We start from the raw sequence: 21,150 nt of genomic DNA, 5'->3' as shown, positions 1-21,150 counted from the left end.
GGGTTCAGGCACCCGCCGGCTGCGGTTCCGCGGTCTCCGTCGTCGCGGGACGCGGCCGGCGCGTCCCCGCCAGGGATGTCAGCGCCACCCCGCCCACCAGCAGCGCCGCCGCACACCACCGCAAGGGGCTCACCGACTCGTCGAGCAGCAGCGCCGCCGATGACATCCCGAAGACCGGGACGAGCAGGGTGAACGGCGCCACGGACGACGCCGGGTGGTGACGCAGCAGGAAGCCCCACGCCCCGAAGCCGAAGACCGTCGTGATCCAGGCGACGTACACGATGATCCCGACACCGCTCCAGTCCAGCGCGGCAAGCGCGTCCGCGTCGCGGTCCCAGCCTTCGAAGAGGAGGGAGAGACCGAGCAGCGGCAGTACGGGCACGGTCGAGACCCACACCATGAAGTTGAGCGAGTCCGGCGGGGCGGCCTTGCGGGTCAGGACGTTGGACACGCCCCAGCAGGCCGCCGCCGCGATCACCAGGACGAAGGCGAGCACGGGGCCGCTCGCGCCCTCGTCGACCGCCGCCACCCCGATGCCCGCGAGCGCCACCGCCATCCCCAGCACCCTGACCCTGCCCGGTCGTTCGCCGAGTGCCAGCGCCGCGAACAGGGCCGTGAAGACCGCCTGGACCTGAAGCACCAGGGAGGAGAGCCCGGCCGGCATCCCCCGGTCCATGCCGATGAAGAGCAGTCCGAACTTCGCCACTCCGAGGACGAGTCCGACGCCCACGATCCACTTGCCGGCGACCTTGGGGCGTCCGACGAAGAACACCGCGGGCAGCGCGGCGACCAGGAAGCGCAGGGCGGAGAAGAGCAGCGGCGGGAAGTGGCCGAGACCGACCTCGATGACGACGAAGTTGACACCCCAGACGGCAGCCACCAGGGCGGCCAGGGCTATGTGAAGGGGACGCATGGACCGAGGATCACCTGCCCCGACCATGTAGCACCAGCGCGGATTTCTTCATGGTGGAATTGAGCATCACTAACGAATCGGCAAGGTCCGGGGGGTTCCGGTGCTCGATCTGTCCCGACTGCGCGCCCTGCACGCCATCTCCGTCCACGGCTCCGTCGCGGGCGCCGCGGCAGCTCTCGGTTACACCCCGTCGGCGGTCTCCCAGCAGATCACCAAGCTGGAGCGGGAGACCCGCACCACACTGCTGGAACGGCGTGGCCGCGGTGTCGCGCTCACCGAGGAGGCACTCCATCTCGCCGCCACCGCACAGCAGTTGCTGGCGATCGTGGAGCGTGCCGAGACCACGCTGGAGGAGCGTCGGGGGCTGCCCACCGGGCGGCTGTCGATCGGTGCTTTCGCCTCAGCGGCGCGCGGTCTGCTGCCCGGTGTGCTGGCCGAGCTGGGGCAGGACCACCCGGCTCTGGACGTCCGGCTGACCGAGGTCGATCCGCATCTGTCCGTCGATCTGGTGGCCAAGGGCGTGATCGACCTGGCGGTCGCGCACGACTGGGACATCGCCCCGCTGCCTGCCCCGGAGGGCGTGGCACAGGCGGTGATCGGCGACGACCGGTGCGATCTGCTGGTACCCGAGGGTCACCGGCTCGCCGGGCGGGACGCGGTGCGGCGCGAGGAGCTGGCGAAGGAGCGGTGGATCTGCCAGCCGCCGGGGACGGTCTGCCACGACTGGCTCGTACGGACGCTCCGGGCGGCGGGTTACGAACCGGACATCCGGTATCAGGCGGAGGAGAACCACACCCAGCTGGCGCTGCTCGCCGCCGGTCTCGGCGTCGCGATGATCCCGCGGCTGGGGCGTGGGCCGCTGCCGGACGGGGTGGTGGCGGTGCGGCTCGATCCCGTGCCGGTGCGGAGGCTGTACGCGGTGTGGCGTACGGAGGCGGCCCGGCGGCCGGCGATCACGGCGGCGGTGACGGCCCTTCAGGGGCGGGGCGCGAGGGTGGGGCTGGTGTAGGGGCGGGCCCTGTGCGGGGTGCGGGGCAAGGGGCGCAAGAGGAACGGGGTGTGCGGGGTGCGCCGGCGTCCGTCCTCGTTCGCCGGATGGGCCCAGTTCGGGCTGTCCCCTTGACCGGTAGTTACTTTCTGGATATCCGTGACCATTGGAAGTTTCTTTCACCACCCCCTCGTCACCGAGAACGGCCGAAGGAGCTCACGTGCACCACCGCACCTCCAGACGCACCCTCCTCACCGCCACCGCCGCGACTGTCGCAGCGGCCGCGACCGGCGCGGTCTCCACCCCCGGAGCCGCCGCAGCCTCCGCCTCCTCCACCACCAAGCGCCTCAAGCAGCTCATCTCCCGGATGAGCCTGGAGGAGAAGGTCGGCCAGCTCTTCGTGATGCGGGTCTACGGGCACTCCGCCACCGAACCCGACCAGGCCGACATCGACGCCAACCTGACCGAGATCGGGGTCCGTACCGCCGCCGAGTTGATCGCCAAGTACCACGTCGGCGGCATCATCTACTTCGCCTGGGCGCACAACACCCGTGACCCGCACCAGATCGCCGACCTCTCCAACGGCATCCAGCGCGCCGGTCTCGCCGGCCGCACCCCTCTGCCCCTTCTCATCTCCACCGACCAGGAGCACGGCATCGTCTGCCGCGTCGGCGAGCCCGCCACACTGATGCCGGGCGCGATGGCGCTGGGTGCGGGGGGTTCGTCCTCCGACGCCCGCCGGGCCGGGAAGATCGCGGGCACCGAGCTGGCCGCGATCGGCATCAACCAGAACTACGCCCCGGACGCCGATGTCAACATCAACCCGGCCAACCCGGTCATCGGCGTACGCTCCTTCGGCGCCGACCCGCAGGCCGTGGCCGCGATGGTCGCCGCCCAGGTGAAGGGGTATCAGGTCGCCGGGATCGCCTCGACGGCCAAACACTTCCCCGGCCACGGTGACACGAACACCGACAGCCACACCGGTCTGCCGTACATCCACCACACCCGCGAGCAGTGGGCCGAGCTGGACTCCCCGCCGTTCCGGGCCGCGATCGCCGCCGGCATCGACGCGATCATGACCGCCCACATCGTCGTCCCCGCTCTCGACCCGGCCGAGGACCCGGCCACGCTGTCCCGGCCGATCCTCACCGGCATCCTGCGCGAGGAGCTCGGTTACGACGGTGTCGTGGTCACGGACTCGCTCGGCATGGAGGGCGTGCGGACGAAGTACGGCGACGAGCGCGTGCCCGTCCTGGCCCTGCAGGCGGGCGTGGACCAGCTGCTGAACCCGCCGGACCTCGATGTCTCCTGGAACGCGCTCCTCGCGGCGGTGAAGAGCGGCGAGATCAGCGAGGCCAGGATCGAGGAATCGATCCTGCGCATCCTGCGGCTGAAGATGAAGCTGGGGCTGTTCGACGACCCGTTCGTCACCCACCGCGGCGTGGACCGTGCCGTCGGTACCCGGGCGCACCTCGCCGCCGCCGACCGGATCGCCGAGCACACCACCACCCTGCTCACCAACGACGGTGCGCTGCTGCCGCTGTCCCGCCGCTCCCACAGGAACCTTCTCGTGGTCGGCGCCGATCCGGCCTCCCCGTCCGGTACCACGGGTCCGCCGACCACCACCCTCGCCACCGCCTTCGGTGAACTGGGTTACGCGGCGACCGCGCTGTCCACCGGCACCGCACCCACCCAGGCGAAGATCGCCGAGGCGGTGGCGGCGGCACAGGGCAAGGACGCGGTGATCGTGGGGACGTACAACGTCTCGGCGACCAGCTCGCAGCGCACCCTGGTCGGCGCCCTCGTGGCGACCGGCGTCCCGGTGATCACGCTCGCGATCCGCAACCCGTACGACATCGCCCAGCTGCCCGCGCACGCGGCGAGCCTGGCCGCCTACTCCTGGACGGACGTCGAACTGCGGGCGGCCGCCCGGGTGATCGCGGGCCGCGCGGACCCACAGGGCAGGCTGCCGGTCCCGGTGCAGCGGGCGAACGACCCGACGCAGGTGCTGTACCCGGTCGGCTACGGGCTGACGTACTGACCGGAGGGACTGCGCGCGTGCCGGGTCCGGACCTCACGGTTCGGGCCCGGCACGCATCACGCCGTGCCGGCCTGTTACGGCCGCAGCGCGGGGCCCTGCCTGCGCTCGCTCGTCACGTCCTTCTTGTCGAGGCGCGCGTCGTACGGAGCGAGCGGCTTCGCCTTCGCCGGGTCCGACTGCACTGCGGCCGGGGTGACGCCGGCCCAGCGCAGAATGGCCGCGGTGGCGTTCGCCTTCTCGTCGGCGGCGAGACCGGCCACATTGGAGCCGTGGTTGCCGCCCGCCACCGTGTAGACGTAGCTGTCACGGGCACCCGCGCCGAGGCGGAAGCGCTCCGCGCCCCACGGGTCGTTCTCGCCGTACACGTACAGCATGTGGTTGGCGTGGTGCTTGACCCAGCTGTCGACGTCACGCATCACCGACGGCTGGAACTTCATCGGGATGGAGCGCGGGACGAAGTTGCGCGGAGGCTGGTACCCGTACCGGCTGAGGTTGCCGAGCCAGGGCTGCTTGATGTCCGGCGAGCCGAGCTGGGTGCCCGCCTGGTAGTAGTACGGCGTGTATGTGTTCAGGCCCTGGTCCGCATAGGCGGAGAAGCCGGAGATGCCGTCGACCGAGTCCCAGATCGCCTGGTCGGGTGCGGACTTGGCGTCGGCCGGGATGGAATCGCAGTCGGCGAGCAGGCTGTACTGCCAGAACGCCCAGACGTAGTCCATGACGACGGCTTCGTACGCCTTGTCGAGCGAGCCGACGGTGTTGAAGGTGTAGCCGTTCTCGTCGGCGTACTCCTTGTACTTCTTCTCCAGCGGTTCGCGGCGAATCAGCGCCTCGCGCTGCACACCGTTCAGCCGGTCGCGGCACTCCTCGGTGCCGACGTTCCGGAAGAACCGGTCGTACGCCGAGTCCTCCTTGTTGACCACGTCGTTCGGCGCGACGTACGCGACTACGCCGTCCATGTCCTTGGGGTAGAAGCGCTCGAAGTACGTGGCGGTCATGCCGCCCTTCGAGCCGCCGGTGGTCAGCCAGTTCTTGGAGTAGATCCGCTTCAGCGCGGTGAAGACGCGGTGCTGGTCGCTGGCGGCCTGCCAGATGTCGAGCTTCGACCAGTCGGCGGGTTCCGGGCGGGACGGGGTGAAGAAGCGGTACTCCAGCGAGACCTGGTTGCCGTCGATGATCCGGGTCGGCTCGGAGCGACTGGGGTTCGTGGAGACGTTGTAGCCGCTGGTGTAGAAGACCGTCGGGCGCGACGTGTCCTTGTGCAGCAGGGTGATCCGCTGCTGGAACGTGCCCTTCGACGGGTGCCGGTGGTCGATCGGCTGGGTGTAGTTGAGGACGAAGTAGCGATAGCCCGCGTACGGCTTCTCCTCGATCAGACTCATCCCCGGGATGGCCAGGATGCGGTCCTTGATGTCCGTGCTCGTACCGCTGTCACTGCCCGCGGCGGCCTGGGCGGAATCCAACGCGGCCGGTTCAGCGGCGGTGGCCGCACCGACCGAGGCACCCGTCGCGGTCACGGTGCCTATGAGCACCGCCAGCGACAGAAGACCTCTGAGCGCCTTGCGCATACACCCTCCCCTTGATTCACAACATTCGTCGTGAACCTAGCGGGGGCAACACCCGACCCGCCAGACCCTGTTGTCCCGGCGTCAGGCAGGCGGCGTCAGCAGAGGATCCAGCCCGTGGTGCGTGTGGTCCCGGAGACCGAGCCCGTGGCCCGTACGCACCGGTGCAGCGCGGGCACCGTCACCGGGCCTGCCCGCGTGGTGTATCTGCCGCTGTCGCCGACGGGCCGGGCACCGCGTGCCTGCAGCTGGACGGACATCTGGCGGCGCTTGCCCGGCCTCTTGGCGACGGTGACCGCGCAGGCGTAGGCGCGGCTCCTGTAGACGCGCAGCTCGCCGGTCGCGAACTTCACCGTCTTCGCGGGCCGTCCGCCGCACACCGACACGGCGCCGGCGCTGCTCGCTCCGGTACCGCCGAGCACCAGCCCGACGGCGCTCACCAGCGCCAGGACGAGCAGCTGCACCAGCGCCTGCCGACTCCCGCCGCCGCTCCCCCTCGCCGTCCTTCCGGTTCCTCTGGTCCCCAGCAGGCCCATCACCCCAGCCACCCCATCCGCTCCATCGAACACTCTCGCCAAACGTGCCACATAGGCGTACGTGCGTACGACGCGAGAGGCCATCCGGAGGTTGCACCCGGCGAGCGACGCATCCGGAGCAACCGAATTCTCACAAAACGTGTCCAACTGGGCGGAGCCATACGAAAGGAAGGAGCTGTCGTGATCCAACTCCGCAACAGGCCCGGCCGCCACACCGCAGGCCGCACCCTTCTCATCACCGCTCTGCTCGCCGTCGCCGTGGTCCCGGCCGCCGCGGCAGCACCGCCGGCACCCACGGCCCCGGTGACGGTACGCGGCACCGCCCCGGCCCCGGCCTACCAGCAGGTCGCCCACTTCTACGGCGCCTACATCGACGCCGCCGGCACCGAGGGCGGCGGCACACTCACGACCGCGCTCCGGGCGTTCTACCTCACGCCCGCGCTCCGCTCGCAGTTGCGCACCTGGGAGGCGCGCAACCATGCGGACGGTGTGCTGCGCGCCCAGAACACCCCGCTCGCCTTCAAGGTCACCCCGGGCGACAGCGGCGCCGGTCACACCTGGTCGAAGGTGCGGCTCACCTGGAGCGGCGGCAAGCACCCCACGTACACCCGTCTGACGGTCCGGTCGGACCTGCGGACCGGCAGGATCTCCGGCATCCGCTGAGAGCCGCCCGGTTGAGACCGATCGGCACATGGGGCCCGCGACGCCGCCCCCCCATGTGCCGGTCGGTCTCAGACCCCCGCGGGCTCGTCCTCCCCTATGAAGGTCCGCCAGAGCACGGCGTAATGCCCTTCCTGGGCGAGGAGTTCGTCATGCGTGCCGTCCTCGACGACCCGGCCGTGGTCCATCACCACGACCCGGTCGGCGCGGGCGGCCGTGGTCAGCCGGTGGGCGACGACGAGCGTGGTGCGGCGGCCGGTGAGCCGGTCGGTCGCCTGGTTGACCAGGGCCTCGCTGGCGAGGTCCAGGGAGGCGGTCGCCTCGTCCAGCAGCAGGACGTCCGGGTCGACCAGTTCGGCGCGGGCGAGTGCGATCAGCTGGCGCTGGCCGGCCGAGAGGTTACGGCCCCGTTCGGCGACCTCGTGCAGATAGCCGCCGTCCAGCGTGGCGATCATGTCGTGGGCGCCGACCGCCCGGGCCGCGGCCTCCACCTGCGCGTCGGTGGCGTCCGGCCGCCCGTAGGCGATGGCGTCACGGACCGAACCCGCGAAGAGGTAGGCCTCCTGCGGTACGACGCCCAGCCGGTGCCGGTACGCCGTGAGGTCGAGGTGGCGCAGATCGGTGCCGTCCGCCGTGACCCGGCCGCCCGTCGGGTCGTAGAACCTGGCGACGAGCTTGACCAGGGTGGACTTCCCGGCACCGGTCTCGCCGACGAACGCGACGGTCTGGCCGGCCGGGATCCGCAGGTCGATGCCGGTGAGGGCCTCTTCCTCCTCGTCCTCGGCGCCGTACGCGAAGGACACGTCCTCGAACGCGATCTCGCCCCGCAGCGACAGGACGTCCAACGGCTCCACGGAGTCGGCGGTGGAGGTCGGCTCCCGGAGGAGTTCCTGGATACGGCCGAGCGAGACGGTGGCCTGCTGGTAGCCGTCGAACACCTGGGACAGCTGCTGCACGGGCGCGAAGAACAGGTCGATGTAGAGCAGATACGCGACGAGCGCGCCGGTGGTGAGTGTGCCGTTGTCGACCCGGCCCGCACCCACGATCAGTACGGCGGCCGCGGCCACCGAAGACAGCAGCTGCACGAACGGGAAGTAGACCGAGATCAGCCACTGGCCGCGCACCCGGGCCTCGCGGTAGTGGTCGCTGCGGTCGGCGAACCGCGCGGCACCGTCCCGCTCACGGCGGAACGCCTGCACGATCCGGAGCCCGGAGACGGACTCCTGGAGGTCAGCGTTGACGACGCTGATCCGCTCACGGGCCAGTTCGTACGCCTTGACGCTCTTGCGGCGGAAGAAGAACGTACCGATGACCAGCACCGGAAGCGTCGCGAAGACGACGAGTGCGAGCTCGACGTCGAGGACGAGCAGCGCGACCATGATGCCGAAGAACGTGACGACGGAGACGAAGGCCGTGACCAGACCGGTCTGCAGGAACGTGGACAGCGCGTCGATGTCCGTCGTCATCCGGGTCATGATGCGGCCGGTCAGCTCGCGCTCGTAGTAGTCGAGGCCGAGCCGCTGGAGCTGCGCGAAGATCTTCAGCCGCAGCGAGTAGAGCACCCGCTCGCCGGTGCGGCCCGTCATCCGGGTCTCGCCGATCTGCGCCGCCCACTGCGCCAGCACGACGAACAGGGCGATCGCGGAGGCTGCCCAGACCGCACCGAGTGCCATCTGCGTGACGCCCTGGTCGATGCCGTGCCGGATCAGCACCGGCAGGAGCAGGCCCATGCCTGCGTCGACGGCGACGAGCGCGAGGCTCACCAGCAGCGGCAGGCCGAAGCCGTGCAGCAGCCGGCGCAGCCCGTAGGACTCCTCGGAGCGCACGGCGCGCGCCTCGTCGATGTCCGGGACGTCGGTGGCCGGGGGCAGCGCCTCGACCTGGGCGAGCAGCTCGGGGGTGGCGGGCATGCCGGCGGCGCCGGTGTCGCGGGGCTCCTCCTTGCGGACCCACAGGCCGGGGCTGATGCCGCGCTCGGCGTCGAAGTCCGCTTCCAGCTCCTCCTGGAGCGCCCGGTCGTCCTCGACGGCCGTGTCGGCCAGGACCGGCTGGTGGCCCGGGGAGGTGCCGCCCAGCTCGTCCGGGTCGGTCAGCAGACGCCGGTAGAGCGGGGAGCGGCGCTCCAGCTCCTCGTGCGTACCGATGTCGGCGAGCCGGCCCTCCTCCAGAACGGCGATCCGGTCGGCGAGGCCCAGGGTGGAGCGGCGGTGGGCGATCAGCAGGGTCGTGCGGCCCGCCATCACCTGCGCCAGCGCCTCGTGGATCTCGTGCTCGACGCGGGCGTCGACGGCGGAGGTGGCGTCGTCGAGGAGAAGCAGCCGGGGGTCGGTGAGGATGGCGCGGGCGAGCGCGACGCGCTGGCGCTGGCCGCCGGAGAGGGTCAGGCCGTGCTCGCCGACCTTGGTGTCGTAGCCCAGGGGAAGGTCGGCGATGAAACGGTCCGCCTGGGCGGCGCGGGCGGCCCGCTCGATCTGCTCCTGAGTGGCGTCCGGGTGTCCGTACGCGATGTTGGCGCGGACCGTGTCGGAGAAGAGGAAGCTGTCCTCGGGCACGAGGCCGATGGCGGCCCGCAGCGAGTCCTGGGTGAGTTCGCGGACGTCGTGGCCGCCGACCAGGACGGCGCCGTGCGACACGTCGTAGAAGCGGGGCAGCAGCAGGGAGACGGTGGACTTCCCGCTGCCGGAGGCGCCGACGACGGCGACGGTCTCACCGGGCTCGATGGTCAGCGAGAACCCGTCGAGGACCAGCCGCTCGGGGGCTCCGCTTCCCAGGCCTGTGTCTTGAGCGGAGGCGGAGCGAGGCGGACCGTACCCGAACCGCACGTCGTCGAACTCGACGCGCGCGGGGGCGTCCGCCGGGAGCTCCACCGTGCCGTCCTTCATGGTGGGCTCGGTGTCGATCAGTTCGAGCACGCGCTCCACACCGGCGCGGGCCTGCTGCCCGACGGTGAGCACCATGGCGAGCATCCGGACCGGCCCGACGAGCTGGGCGAGATAGGTGGAGAAGGCCACGAAGGTGCCGAGGGTGATCTCGCCGCGGGTGGCGAGCCAGCCGCCGAGCGCCAGCATCGCGACCTGGCCGAGCGCGGGGACGGCCTGGAGGGCGGGGGTGTACCTGGCGTTCAGCCGGATGGTGCGCAGCCGCCCGGCGAACAGCTTCCGCCCCACCTCGCGCAGTTTGCCGGTCTCCTGCTCCTCCTGTCCGAACCCCTTGACGACCCGGACCCCGGAGACGGCCCCGTCGACGACTCCGGCGACCGCGGCGGCCTGGCCCTGGGCGTACCAGGTGGCAGGGAAGAGCCGGGAGCGGGAGCGGCGGGCGATGAACCAGAGGGCGGGGGCGACGGCGAGCGCGACCAGTGTCAGCACCGGGGAGAGCCACGCCATGATCACCAGGGAGATGAGGAAGAGCAGCACGTTCCCGATGGTCATCGGAAGCATGAAAAGAAGGCCCTGGATCAGCTGAAGGTCGCTGGTGGCGCGCCCGACGACCTGCCCGGTGGACAGCTCGTCCTGCCGCTTCCCGTCGAGCCGGGTGAGCGTCCCGTACATCTCGGTGCGCAGATCGTGCTGGACGTCGAGGGCGAGCCGCCCTCCGTAGTAGCGGCGGACGTACGTCGATATGTACACCAGCAGGGCCGCCGCGATCAGGAGGCCGGTCCAGACTCCGAGGGAGCGGGTGTGGTTGCCCACGACATCGTCGATGATCACCTTGGTGATCAGCGGGACGAGCGCCAGCACGGCCATTCCGGCGAGCGACGAGCCGAGTGCCAGCAGCACATTGCGCCGGTAGCGCCATGCGTAGCCGCCCAGCCGCCGGGCCCAGCCCCGCCGCTCCGCGTCCGTGCCTGCGTCCGTCACCGGTGCCTCCCGTTCGACCTGATCTACCGGAAGGCACCAACGCGGCAGGCTGCGGATTTCATCCCGCCGTCACGAATATGGTCCGTTCGGCCCAGGGCCCGGACCCGAGGGACTACGACTGCGGTGCGGCCGTCACCATCGGCACGGCGGAAGCACCGGGCACCGCCGGTACCGCTTCCTGCGGCTTCGCCGGCGGGGCGATCGTCGTCTGCGCGGTGGCGGCCGGGTTCAGGTCCTTGTGTACGGCCCGGGCGACCGCCTGGATGGTGTTGACGCCGTCGTTCATCGTCTTGTTGTCCTGGGTGAGCACGGTGATCCCGTAGTCGTGCCCCTTCCCGGTGAACGCGCCGATGCTGTGCACCCGCCAGCCGTGCGTGGCGCGCGGCAGCCAGCCGTTCTTGACCTGGACGGTCACCCCGGACGGCGCACCGGCGGGCGTCCCCCACCGCTGCGAGGAGATGACCTTGCGCATCAGGCCGAGCTCGTACGCGCGCGAGTTGTCACTGAGCACGGAATTCTTCGCGGTCAGCAGGGACAGCAGTCGCAGCTCGTCCTGCGCGGTGATCTGGGTCAGCCCCCAGTAGCCGCCGGAGCCGGGCACGGTGTGCGTCATCCCCGCGGCCTTCAGGAACGCCTTCACCTTGGTCACGCCGAGTTGCTTCCACAGGCTGGTGGTCGCGTCGTTGTCGGACTTGGTGATCATGGCGGTGGCGAGGTTGACCTCGCGCTGCGTGAGGTAGCGGTTGTGCTTCTTGTTGTCCCAGAGCAGCGTCGCGAGGACGGTCGCCTTCACGACGCTCGCGGAGTCGTACTTGCTCGTGGACCGCATCGTGCACGACGTCTTGGTGGTCCGGTCGTAGAGCGCGATCGCCGTGGTCGACGAGCGCCCCTTGAGTGCGGCGGTGATGTCCTTCGACAGCTTGGCGGCGAGCCCCACCTTGCCGGAGGTACAGCTCACCGTCGGTGTCGCGGCCGCGGCGGGCGTGGCGGCGAGGGCCACGGGTGCGAGCACGCCCGCGGCGAGCGTGACGGCGAGCGCGGTGTGTGCGCGGCGGTGGATACGAGGCCGGTCCGTCATGAGACGTCTCCCCCTGAGTGGTCTGCGTGGTGCGCCCCCTGCACACCTGGCACACAGAAGACTCCTGAGCGCCCGAAAAGTTGTACGTTCCCGGCCCGTGATGCCGGGTCGTGACGCGGGGACACCGGCTTCGGGGCGAGCGACCGACTCGTCCGCGAGGCCGGTGAAGACCTCGCGGACGAGGGGAGGTTCCGAGTCCGTGCCCCGGAACCTCGGTGGAGCCGCAGCCTACAGATGCGTCGGCTCGAACATCCTCAGCAGCGCCGGGAGCACGACCACCGAAGGACCGGGCTCCGCGAAGGACTTCGCCAGGTCGGCGGCGAGCGCCTCCGGGGTCGTGCGGACCGCCGGTACGCCGAAGGATTCGGCGAGGGCGACGAAGTCCGGGCGGGACAGTTCCGTCGCCGTGGCCTCGCCGAACGCGTCCGTCATGTACTCGCGCAGGATGCCGTAGCCGCCGTCGTCGACGATCAGCCAGGTGACCGGCAGGTCGTACTGGCGGGCGGTGGCCAGTTCCGCGATCGAGTACATCGCGCCGCCGTCGCCGGAGACCGCCAGGACCGGCTTCGTACGGTCGGCCGCCGCCGCGCCGAGCGCCGCCGGGAAGCCGTAGCCGAGGCCGCCCGCGCCCTGCGCCGAGTGCATGGTGTTGGGGTGGCGGGCGTCGAACGCGGACCAGGCCCAGTAGGAGAGGATCGTCATGTCCCAGAAGCTGGGGGACGTGTCGGGCAGCGCCTCGCGCACCGAGGCGACGAGCTGCTGCTCCAGGGTCAGGTCCTGACCGTCGATCCGTTCGCGGACAGCTTCGAGCACCGTACGGACACGGTCCGGGGCCGACGGGTCCTCGCGGCGGTCGACCGCTTCGAGGAGGTCGGAGAGGGCCTCGCGGGCGTCGGCGTGGATGCCGAGCGCGGGGTGGTTGGACTCCAGCTTCCCGGCGTCCGCCTCGATCTGGACGACCCGGCCGCGCGGGCTGAACGTGTGGTAGTTCGAGGAGAGTTCACCCAGTCCGGAGCCGACGACGAGCAGAACGTCCGCCGCTTCGAGGAAGTCCGTCGTGTGACGGTCCTCCAGCCAGGACTGGAGCGAGAGCGGGTGCTCCCAGGGGAAGGCGCCCTTGCCGCCGAACGTGGTGACGACCGGGGCGTCGATCTTCTCCGCGAGGGCGAGCAGCTTGCCGGACGCGTCGGAGCGCACGACCCCGCCGCCCGCGATGATCGCCGGCCGTTCGGCGTTCGCCAGCAGGTGGGCCGCCACGGCTGTCAGTTCGGGGCGGGCGTGGAGCGGCCGCGGTGTGGCGTCCATCGCGGTGACCGCCGGAAGGGTGGTCTCGGCGAGGAGCACGTCCTGCGGGATCTCGATCCAGACCGGGCCGTGCGGGGCCGTCAGCGCGGACTCCCAGGCGGCGGCGATCGCGGACGGGATCTGCGACGCCGTACGGACCGTGTGGACGGACTTCACGACGTCGCGGAACGACGCCTTCTGGTCCCGGAGTTCATGCAGGTAGCCGTGACGCCCGCCGCCCAGGCCCGCGGTCGGGATCTGGCTGGAGATGGCGAGCACGGGTGCCGAGGCGGCCGCCGCCTCCTGGAGCGCGGCGAGGGAGGTGAGGGCTCCCGGGCCGGTGGAGAGCAGCAGCGGCGCCACTTCGCCGGTGATCCGGCCGTAGGCGTCGGCGGCGAAGCCCGCGTTGTTCTCGACGCGCAGGCCGACGTACGAGAGGGACGAGCGGCGCAGCGCGTCGAACATGCCGAGCGCGTGCTGCCCGGGCAGGCCGAAGACGGTGGTCGCGCCGAGGCCCTGGAGCGTCTCGACGACGAGGTCGCCGCCGTTGCGTCCGGCGGGCGGGTTCAGGGCGGCCGCGATCTGCTCGGAGGTGAGCTGCGGGCGCTCGTCGTGGTGGTCGTGGCTCACTTGCCCTGGGTTCCCTTCGCCGCCGCGATCTGGCGGGACATGATCGTCGTCAGCTCGTACGCGGTGTGGGAGGCCGCGACGGAGGTGATCTCCGCGTGGTCGTACGCGGGGGCGACCTCGACCAGGTCGGCGGAGACCAGGTTGCAGGAGGACAGCCCGCGGACGATCTCGAGGAGCTCGCGGGAGGTGAGGCCGCCGGCCTCGGGGGTGCCGGTGCCGGGCGCGTGCGCCGGGTCCAGGACGTCGATGTCGATGGAGATGTACAGCGGGCGGTCGCCGATGCGCTGACGCAGCTGGTCGGCGATCTCGTCGACACCGCGGCGCATGACGTCGGCGGAGGTGACGATGCCGAAGCCCATCTTGGCGTCGTCGTCGAGGTCCTGCTTGCCGTACAGCGGGCCGCGCGTGCCGACGTGGGAGAGCGCGGACGTGTCGAGGATGCCCTCCTCGACGGCCCGGCGGAACGGCGTGCCGTGGGTGTACTCGGCGCCGAAGTAGGTGTCCCACGTGTCGAGGTGGGCGTCGAAGTGGAGCAGCGCGACGGGGCCGTGCTTCTTCGCGACGGAGCGCAGGAGGGGCAACGCGATGGTGTGGTCGCCGCCGAGCGTCATCATGCGCGCGCCGGTACCGAGCAGATCGTCGGCCGCGGCCTCGATCGTCTCGACGGCCTCGTTGATGTTGAACGGGTTGGCCGCGATGTCACCGGCGTCCGCGACCTGCGCGAGGGCGAACGGCGAGGCGTCCTGTGCCGGGTTGTACGGGCGCAGCAGACGCGATGCCTCACGGATGGCGTTGCCGCCGAAACGGGCGCCGGGGCGGTACGAGACACCCGTGTCGAAGGGCACGCCGACGACGGCGACATCGGCGGTGCCGACCTCGTCGAGGCGGGGCAGCCGCGCGAACGTCGCTGGCCCGGCGTACCGCGGGACGCGGGAGGAGTCGATGGGGCCGCGCGGCGTTTCGTTGCTGCTCATGGGGAGTGCCTTTCTTCTGATGACGCGGGGTGGTGCGGGTACAACGGGTTGTGTCCCCAACCGCCGGACGGGCTCGGATTGCCTGCCCGGCGATTGAGGACGACAGGGCCAGGATCGAGCCCGTCGAGGGGGCACCTCCCATGCCGTTGAGGCGATGGGGGATGTCGAGGACAAGTGGTCAGACGGTCACGGATTCCGGGGCCGCCTCGTCCGAGTCGGCACCCTTCCCCGCCAGCCGCTCGCGCCAGGCGATCAGCACCGCGGCGTCGGTCGGCTTCGTCGCCAGGGAGACGATCACGTACACCGCGAGCGAGGCCAGCAGCCCGTAGTAGACCGGCTCGTTGGCGAGGATGCCGTACGTCGCCATCAGGCCGATCACCGCGACGCCGCCCACCGCCACCGCGGACAGCGCACCGGCCGCCGTGCCCCGGCGCCACAGCAGACCGCCGAGGATCGGCACCAGCAGACCACCGACGAGCAGGTTGTACGCGACGGTCAGCGCCTCCACCACATTATTGAGCGCGATGGCGATGACGATGACGGCCACACCCATGATGAGGATGAAGACCCGGTTGCCCTTCACCTCGTCGTGCTCGTCGCCCCGGCCGCGCGAGACCACGCCCCGCAGCTTCGACCAGATGTCGTTGTTGGCGACGGTGGCGCAGGCGATCAGCGCGCCGGACGACGTCGACATCACCGCGGCGAGTGCGGCGGCCAGCACCAGCCCTCGCACGCCCACCGGCAGTTCGTCCTTGACGATGGTCGCGAAGGCGGAGTCCGCGCTGGGCAGCTTCGGGTACATGACCTTGGCCGCGGTGCCGATGACGGCTCCGGCGAGCGCGTAGACCAGGCAGTAGGTGCCGGCGACGGTGCCGCCCCAGCGCGCGGTCCGGTCGGTGCGTGCGGTGAACACACGCTGCCAGATGTCCTGACCGATCAGCATGCCGAAGGTGTAGATCAGCACGTAGGTGAAGATCGTCTCGCCGCCGATGCCCAGCGGGTCGAAGTACTCGGTGGGCAGCTTCGCCTTCATCTCGCTGAAGCCGCCGGCCTTGATGACCGCGATCGGCAGGAGCAGGAGCAGCACACCGATCGTCTTGACGACGAACTGCACCATGTCCGTGAGCGTGATCGACCACATGCCGCCGAGCGTCGAGTACGCGACGACGATGGCGCCGCCGAGGATGATCGCGACGGTCCGGTTCATGTCGAAGAGGACGTCGAAGATGGTGGCGTACGCGATGGTCGAGGTGACCGCGAGCATCAGCGTGTACGCCCACATCACGACGCCGGAGATGAGGCCGGCCCGGCCGCCGTAGCGAAGGTCGAGCATCTCGGAGACGGTGTAGACCTTCAGCCGGGCGATGCGCGCCGAGAAGAAGATGGACAGGGCGAGCAACCCGAGGCCGATGGTGAAGACCATCCAGGCGCCGGAGAGCCCGTACTGGTAACCGAGGCCGACGCCACCGATGGTGGAGGCGCCGCCGAGGACGATCGCGGCCATGGTCCCGGAGTACATCCAGGGGCCGAGGCGGCGGCCCGCCACCAGGAATTCGCTCTTGGACTTGGCGCGGCGCATGCCCCACCAGCCCATGGCGAGCATGCCCGCCAGATAGACGACGATCACCGCGTAGTCGACAGCCATGGGCTTCCTCCGTCTCAGTCACGTTGCGGGTCATTGCGGGGTTGTGTGGTTCGTGAAGACGGTAGGTGGCCCACAGGCGGCGCTGAAGTGTACGTTTTATCCATTCTCGCTGTAGCCAATGGATGGACCGTCCATGTCGGACACTCCCACCGGGCCCTCCGCCCCCACCGGATCCACCGTCCCCGCCGCTCCTTCCGGGTCCGCCGCCCCCTCCGGGTCGGCTCCGCCCACCCCGCCGATCCCGCTCGCCGAGCTGCTCGCCCGCGAGGACCTCGGGCTGCGCCTGATCGCGGGCCCGGCCCACGTCGACCTGCTGTGGGTGCACACCTCGGAGATGGCCGACCCGTACCCGTATCTGCTCGGCGGTGAGCTGCTGCTGAGCGCCGGAGTGCTGCTCAAGGAGCCGGACACCTATGTCGCCCGGCTGGTGGAGGCGGGGGCGGCGGCGCTCGGCTTCGGGGTCACCCCGGTGCACGACGCGGTGCCGCAGGCGCTGATCGAGGCGTGCGACCGGCACGGGCTGCCGCTGGTGGAGGTGCCGCCCGCGACGCCGTTCACGGCGATCGCGCGGGCGGTGTGGCGGCTGATGGCGGAGGCCCGGCACCGGGAGCTGCGCCGGGTGACGCGCGCCCAGCAGGCGCTGGCGACGGCGGCGGCCCGACCGGACCCGGTGCCCGCGGTGCTGCACCAGCTGGCCGCGCAGCTCGCCGGCCGGGCGATGCTGCTCTCCGCGGCCGGCGAGGAGCTACACGCGGCGGGCCGCCGCCCGGCCCCCGAGGTACGGGCGGCGCTGACCCGGCTGGCCCGCGTGGTCTCCCCCACCGCCGCCCCCGCCTCCCCGGCCCCGACGTCCGCGACCGACACCCTCGGCGCCACGCATCTCTTCGCGTACGCGCTCGGCGGCGGGCAGGGGCTCGTCCTGGCGCTGGCGACGGGGCGGCGCGAAGCGGGCGACCACACGGTCACCGGCATCGCGGTCGTCCTCCTCTCCCTGCTGGCCGCTCCGCACCAGGGCGCCGACGCAGCGGGCCGGTCGGCGGCGCTCGTGCGACTGCTGCTCGGGGCGGACCCGGTGGCCGTCGCCCCGCTGCTCGGCGGCACCGAACTCTGGACCGTGGTCCACGCACGTCGCAGCGGTGGCGGCCCGGTGGACCCGCTCACCGCCGGGGCGCTGGGCGCCGCCCTCGGGTCGGCCCTGGTCGACGCGGGCCGGGGCGGCGACGCCGTCAAGGTCCTGGTCCCGGGCGGCGACCGGGTCACCCCGCAGCCCGGCTGGACACTCGGCACCTCCGCCCCGGCCCCCATCACCGCACTGGGCCTCGCCGACGGTCAGGCGGCCCGCGCGCTGGGCCGCGCCGTGGCCACCCGCACCCCGCTGGCCCACCACCACACCGACACCGGCCGGGGTCTCGCCGCCCTCGTCCCGCACGCCGAGGCGGAGGCGCACGCCCGCGCGCTGCTCGCTCCGCTCACCCCCACGCTCGCGGAGACGCTCCGCTGCTGGCTGAGTCTCCACGGCAGCTGGGACCGCACGGCCACGGCCCTCCAGGTCCACCGCAACACGGTCCGCCAGCGCATCGCCCGCTGCGCGACGCTGCTGGACGCGGACCTGGACGACATGGACGTACGGACGGAGCTCTGGTTCGCACTGCGACAGCAGTGAGGCCGCGCCGACCGGCCCTGCGGTGCGGTCCGGGCCGGCCGGCCCTGCGGCGAGGTCGGGGCCGGTAGGTCCGGCGGTGAGCGCCGGCTGTGATGTGGGCGACCACCGCCGGCCAACTCTGGACAGCTCCGGTGACTGCCGGGTAACTTTTGACCAGAACTGAGCAAGCGCTTAGCCAGCCCTGGCCGAAGCTCACCCACGCTGCCCGAAGCTGACAGAGGAGGCACCCCCGTGCGCCGTACGGTATTCAACGAGGACCACGAGGCGTTCCGGGAGACCATCCGCGCCTTCATCGAGGCCGAGGTCGCGCCCGTCTACGACGAGTGGTTCGCCGCCGGCCAGGCACCGCGCGACTTCTACTACAAGCTCGGCGAGCTGGGCATATTCGGCATCAACGTCCCCGAGGAGTTCGGCGGCGCGGGCCTGGACACGCACAAGTTCGAGGCCGTCCTCTACGAGGAGACCGCGCGCGCGGGCGTCTCCTTCGGCGGCTCCGGCGTGCACGTGCTGCTCGCCCTGCCGTACATCAAGATGCTCGCCACCGACGAGCAGTTGAAGCGCTACCTGACGAAGTTCGTCACCGGCGAGGAGATGTGGGCGCTGGCGATGACCGAGCCGGGCACCGGCTCCGACGTCGCGGGCATGAAGACCACCGCCAAGCTCTCCGAGGACGGCACGCACTACGTCCTCAACGGCGCCAAGACCTTCATCACCGGTGGCGTGCACGCCGACCGCGTGATCGTGTGCGCCCGCACCTCCGCCCCGCGCGAGGACGACCGCCGCTTCGGCATCTCCCTCTTCGCCGTGGACACCAAGTCCGAGGGCTACTCCATCGGCCGCAAGCTCGACAAGCTCGGACTGCGCACCTCCGACACCGCCGAGCTGGCGTTCGTCGACGTGAAGGTGCCCGTCGAGGACCTCCTCGGTGAGGAGAACAAGGGCTTCGGCTACCTCGGCACCAACCTGGCGTCCGAGCGCTGGGGCATCGCCTTCGGCGCGTACGCGCAGGCCGCTGCCGCCGTCCGGTTCGCCAAGAGCTACGTGCAGGACCGCACGGTCTTCGGCAAGACCGTCGCCTCGTTCCAGAACACCAAGTTCGAGCTGGCCGCCTGCCAGGCCGAGGTGGACGCCGCCGAGGCCGTCGCCGACCGCGCGCTGGAGGCCCTCGACGCCGGCGAGCTGACCGCCGCCGAGGCCGCCTCCGCGAAGCTGTTCTGCACCGAGGTCGCGCACCGCGTGATCGACCGCTGCCTGCAGCTGCACGGTGGCTACGGCTTCATGAACGAGTACCCGATCGCGCGCCTGTACGCGGACAACCGCGTCAACCGCATCTACGGCGGCACCAGCGAGGTCATGAAGTCGATCATCGCCAAGTCCATGGGCCTGTAGAGCGGTTACGTTCTTCTCCATGAGCTCAGCACTTGAATCCCTGCTCGACCTGCTCGACCTGGAGCAGATCGAGCGGGACATCTTCCGGGGCACGAGCCGTTCGGCGGTCGTGCCCCGGGTCTTCGGCGGCCAGGTCGCGGCCCAGGCACTCGTCGCCGCGGGCCGCACCGTCCCCGCAGACCGCACGGCCCACTCCTTGCACTCCTACTTCCTGCGAATGGGCGACCCGGGCGCTCCGATCGTCTACAGCGTCGACCGGATCCGCGACGGCCGCTCCTTCACCACCCGCCGCGTGGTGGCCGTCCAGCACGGGCAGCCGATCTTCCATCTCTCGGCGTCCTTCCAGACGTACGAGGAGGGCCTGGAGCACCAGGCGGACATGCCGCCCGCTCCCGACCCGGAGACGCTGCCCACGGCGGAACAGATGCTCCCGCAGTACGCGGACGTGTTCACCGACCCGGGTGTCATGGACCGGCTGCTGGAGGCGCGGGCCGCGGTCGACCTGCGCTATGTCGGCGCCCCGCCGTTCGCCAACGTCGGCACACCGCAGGAGCCCCGCTCCCAGGTGTGGTTCCGCACCAACGGCAAGCTCGCGGACGACCCGCTGCTGCACGTCTGCATGGCCACGTACGTCTCCGACATGACGCTGCTCGACTCGGTGCTGCTCGCGCACGGGCGCGGCGGCTGGGCGGTCGGCGACGTGGTCGGCGCGAGCCTGGACCACGCGATGTGGTTCCACCGGCCGTTCCGGGCCGACGAATGGCTGCTGTACGACCAGGAGTCGCCGTCCGCGTCCGGCGGGCGCGGTCTCGGCCAGGCCCGCATCTACACGCAGGACGGCCGGCTGGCGATCACCGTCATCCAGGAGGGCGTGGTCCGGGTCCCGCGGGACTGAACAGGCCACGGCCCGCCCCTTCATGGATACTCCCCACCATGAGCGCCGAGAACAGCACCGACAGCAGCGCGCCTGGTGGGGAGTCCACGTTCACGGTCGTCGTCGCCGCGGTCGCCAACCTCGGTATCGCCGTGGCCAAGGCGATCGCGGGGCTGATCAGCGGATCGAGCGCGATGCTCTCCGAGGCGGCGCACTCGGTCGCCGACACGGTCACCGAGGTCCTGCTGCTCACCGCGCTCAAGCGCAGTGAGAAACCCGCCGACGACGAACACCCGCTGGGCTACGGCCCGGAGCGCTACATCTGGGCGCTGCTCGCCTCGGTCGCCACGTTCGTCGGCGGCGCGGTGTTCGCCTTCTACGACGGCATCCACACCCTCGTCCAGGGCGAGGAACTCGGCGACCCGCTGATCTCGTACATCGTGCTCGGAATCGCGTTCCTCCTGGAGGGCTACTCCCTGCGCACGGGCCTGCGTCAGGTCCGCGGCGAAGCCGCCCGTCTGGGCGCGCCCGCCACCCACTACCTGCGCCACACCCCCGACACCGCGGTCAAGGCGGTCGTGATGGAGGACTCGGCGGCCCTGGCCGGCCTGGTCCTCGCCGCGGGCGGCCTGCTCGGCGGTCAGCTCTCCGGATCCGGCGTCTGGGACGGCGTCGCGTCGCTCCTGATCGGCGCACTGCTGGTGTACGTCGCCTGGGTGCTGGGCCGGTCCAACGCCCAATTGCTGATCGGCCGCCCGGTGCCGACAGCGATGCGGGCCGGGATCCGCGAGGAACTTCTCTCGGTGCCGCACATCATCGAGGTCCTGGAACTCACCACCCTGATCCAGGGACCGACGGAAATCCTCGTCGCCGCGAAGATCGACTTCCGGGACGCGTCGACCGCGGCCCAGATCGAGTGGGCGTGCGAGGAGGCGGAGGAGCAGCTGCAGGAGCGGTATCCGGCGATTCGCCGGGTGTATCTGGACCCGACGCCGGGGCTGGGACTGATCGTGCGGGGCGGGCCCGCCGGCTCGGACCCGCCCGGCACCTGAG

The 21,150-nt window shown here is 71.1% G+C and carries 15 protein-coding genes; 7 read left to right on the top strand and 8 right to left on the bottom strand.

Annotation, left to right across the window (positions count from 1 at the left end; translation table 11 throughout):
- Positions 1-4: 4 nt before the first annotated feature.
- Complete coding sequence (locus OG963_RS28900; protein WP_093777000.1) at positions 5-913, bottom strand: EamA family transporter; 909 nt, start codon at positions 911-913, stop codon at positions 5-7.
- 100 nt (positions 914-1,013) lie between these two features.
- On the opposite strand from OG963_RS28900, the gene OG963_RS28895 reads away from it, so the two are divergent.
- Both OG963_RS28895 and OG963_RS28890 read left to right on the top strand, forming a co-directional pair.
- A complete protein-coding gene (locus tag OG963_RS28895; RefSeq protein ID WP_371799618.1) occupies positions 1,014-1,922 on the top strand; it encodes a LysR family transcriptional regulator in 909 nt (302 codons plus the stop codon).
- Positions 1,923-2,121: 199 nt separating this feature from the next.
- The gene (locus OG963_RS28890) at positions 2,122-3,942 is read left to right on the top strand and encodes a glycoside hydrolase family 3 protein (protein ID WP_319325095.1); all 1,821 of its coding nucleotides are present in this window, start codon (positions 2,122-2,124) and stop codon (positions 3,940-3,942) included.
- A gap of 74 nt (positions 3,943-4,016) precedes the next feature.
- On the opposite strand, the gene OG963_RS28885 is transcribed toward OG963_RS28890, so the two are convergent.
- Both OG963_RS28885 and OG963_RS28880 read right to left on the bottom strand, forming a co-directional pair.
- A complete protein-coding gene (locus OG963_RS28885; protein ID WP_093776996.1) occupies positions 4,017-5,507 on the bottom strand; it encodes a S28 family serine protease in 1,491 nt (496 codons plus the stop codon).
- Positions 5,508-5,602: 95 nt separating this feature from the next.
- On the bottom strand, positions 5,603-6,040 hold the full coding sequence (locus OG963_RS28880) for a hypothetical protein (protein WP_093776994.1): 438 nt from the start codon (positions 6,038-6,040) through the stop codon (positions 5,603-5,605).
- A 180-nt stretch (positions 6,041-6,220) separates the two neighbouring features.
- Between OG963_RS28880 and OG963_RS28875 the strand changes: the two genes are divergently transcribed.
- Complete coding sequence (locus tag OG963_RS28875) at positions 6,221-6,703, top strand: hypothetical protein (protein ID WP_256328189.1); 483 nt, start codon at positions 6,221-6,223, stop codon at positions 6,701-6,703.
- 68 nt (positions 6,704-6,771) lie between these two features.
- Here the strand turns inward: OG963_RS28875 and OG963_RS28870 are convergent, their stop codons facing one another.
- The 5 genes from OG963_RS28870 to OG963_RS28850 form a co-directional block, all read right to left on the bottom strand.
- On the bottom strand, positions 6,772-10,560 hold the full coding sequence (locus OG963_RS28870; protein ID WP_371799617.1) for an ABC transporter ATP-binding protein: 3,789 nt from the start codon (positions 10,558-10,560) through the stop codon (positions 6,772-6,774).
- A gap of 112 nt (positions 10,561-10,672) precedes the next feature.
- Positions 10,673-11,638: a serine hydrolase gene (locus OG963_RS28865; protein WP_371799616.1), complete on the bottom strand. Its 966-nt coding sequence runs from the start codon at positions 11,636-11,638 to the stop codon at positions 10,673-10,675.
- A 228-nt stretch (positions 11,639-11,866) separates the two neighbouring features.
- Complete coding sequence (locus OG963_RS28860) at positions 11,867-13,552, bottom strand: thiamine pyrophosphate-binding protein (protein ID WP_093776988.1); 1,686 nt, start codon at positions 13,550-13,552, stop codon at positions 11,867-11,869.
- Positions 13,549-14,526 (bottom strand): agmatinase, encoded by a 978-nt coding sequence (speB, locus tag OG963_RS28855; RefSeq protein ID WP_030923477.1) that lies wholly within the window; start codon positions 14,524-14,526, stop codon positions 13,549-13,551. The genes OG963_RS28860 and speB overlap by 4 nt, the downstream gene beginning before the upstream one ends.
- A 178-nt stretch (positions 14,527-14,704) precedes the next feature.
- Positions 14,705-16,171, bottom strand: a complete 1,467-nt coding sequence (locus OG963_RS28850) for a sodium:solute symporter (RefSeq protein WP_093776986.1) — start codon at positions 16,169-16,171, stop codon at positions 14,705-14,707.
- A 133-nt stretch (positions 16,172-16,304) separates the two neighbouring features.
- Here OG963_RS28850 and OG963_RS28845 point away from each other — a divergent pair, with 133 nt between their 5' ends.
- The 4 genes from OG963_RS28845 to OG963_RS28830 all read left to right on the top strand — a co-directional run bounded on the left by OG963_RS28845 (position 16,305) and on the right by OG963_RS28830 (position 21,149).
- Complete coding sequence (locus OG963_RS28845) at positions 16,305-17,834, top strand: PucR family transcriptional regulator (protein ID WP_093930513.1); 1,530 nt, start codon at positions 16,305-16,307, stop codon at positions 17,832-17,834.
- Between the two features lie 231 nt (positions 17,835-18,065).
- A complete protein-coding gene (locus OG963_RS28840; RefSeq protein WP_030923469.1) occupies positions 18,066-19,223 on the top strand; it encodes an acyl-CoA dehydrogenase family protein in 1,158 nt (385 codons plus the stop codon).
- A gap of 19 nt (positions 19,224-19,242) precedes the next feature.
- Positions 19,243-20,118, top strand: coding sequence for an acyl-CoA thioesterase II (tesB, locus tag OG963_RS28835; protein WP_030923466.1), 876 nt, complete (start codon positions 19,243-19,245; stop codon positions 20,116-20,118).
- A gap of 38 nt (positions 20,119-20,156) precedes the next feature.
- The gene (locus tag OG963_RS28830) at positions 20,157-21,149 is read left to right on the top strand and encodes a cation diffusion facilitator family transporter (RefSeq protein WP_093776982.1); all 993 of its coding nucleotides are present in this window, start codon (positions 20,157-20,159) and stop codon (positions 21,147-21,149) included.
- Position 21,150 lies beyond the last annotated feature (1 nt).

The sequence above is a fragment of the Streptomyces sp. NBC_01707 genome (assembly GCF_041438805.1).
Lineage (GTDB): Bacteria > Actinomycetota > Actinomycetes > Streptomycetales > Streptomycetaceae > Streptomyces.
Note: the sequence above shows the minus strand (reverse complement) of the source record. Positions and strands in the feature narration are given on the sequence as shown.

Bases quoted from the DNA above. Each gene is read 5' to 3' on its own strand.
- OG963_RS28900 (WP_093777000.1), bottom strand. From the start codon at position 913: ATGCGTCCCCTTCACATAGCCCTGGCCGCCCTGGTGGCTGCCGTCTGG.
- OG963_RS28885 (WP_093776996.1), bottom strand. From the start codon at position 5,507: ATGCGCAAGGCGCTCAGAGGTCTTCTGTCGCTGGCGGTGCTCATAGGC.
- OG963_RS28880 (WP_093776994.1), bottom strand. From the start codon at position 6,040: ATGGGCCTGCTGGGGACCAGAGGAACCGGAAGGACGGCGAGGGGGAGC.
- OG963_RS28865 (WP_371799616.1), bottom strand. From the start codon at position 11,638: ATGACGGACCGGCCTCGTATCCACCGCCGCGCACACACCGCGCTCGCC.
- speB (WP_030923477.1), bottom strand. From the start codon at position 14,526: ATGAGCAGCAACGAAACGCCGCGCGGCCCCATCGACTCCTCCCGCGTC.
- OG963_RS28850 (WP_093776986.1), bottom strand. From the start codon at position 16,171: ATGGCTGTCGACTACGCGGTGATCGTCGTCTATCTGGCGGGCATGCTC.
- OG963_RS28845 (WP_093930513.1), top strand. From the start codon at position 16,305: ATGTCGGACACTCCCACCGGGCCCTCCGCCCCCACCGGATCCACCGTC.
- tesB (WP_030923466.1), top strand. From the start codon at position 19,243: ATGAGCTCAGCACTTGAATCCCTGCTCGACCTGCTCGACCTGGAGCAG.
- OG963_RS28830 (WP_093776982.1), top strand. From the start codon at position 20,157: ATGAGCGCCGAGAACAGCACCGACAGCAGCGCGCCTGGTGGGGAGTCC.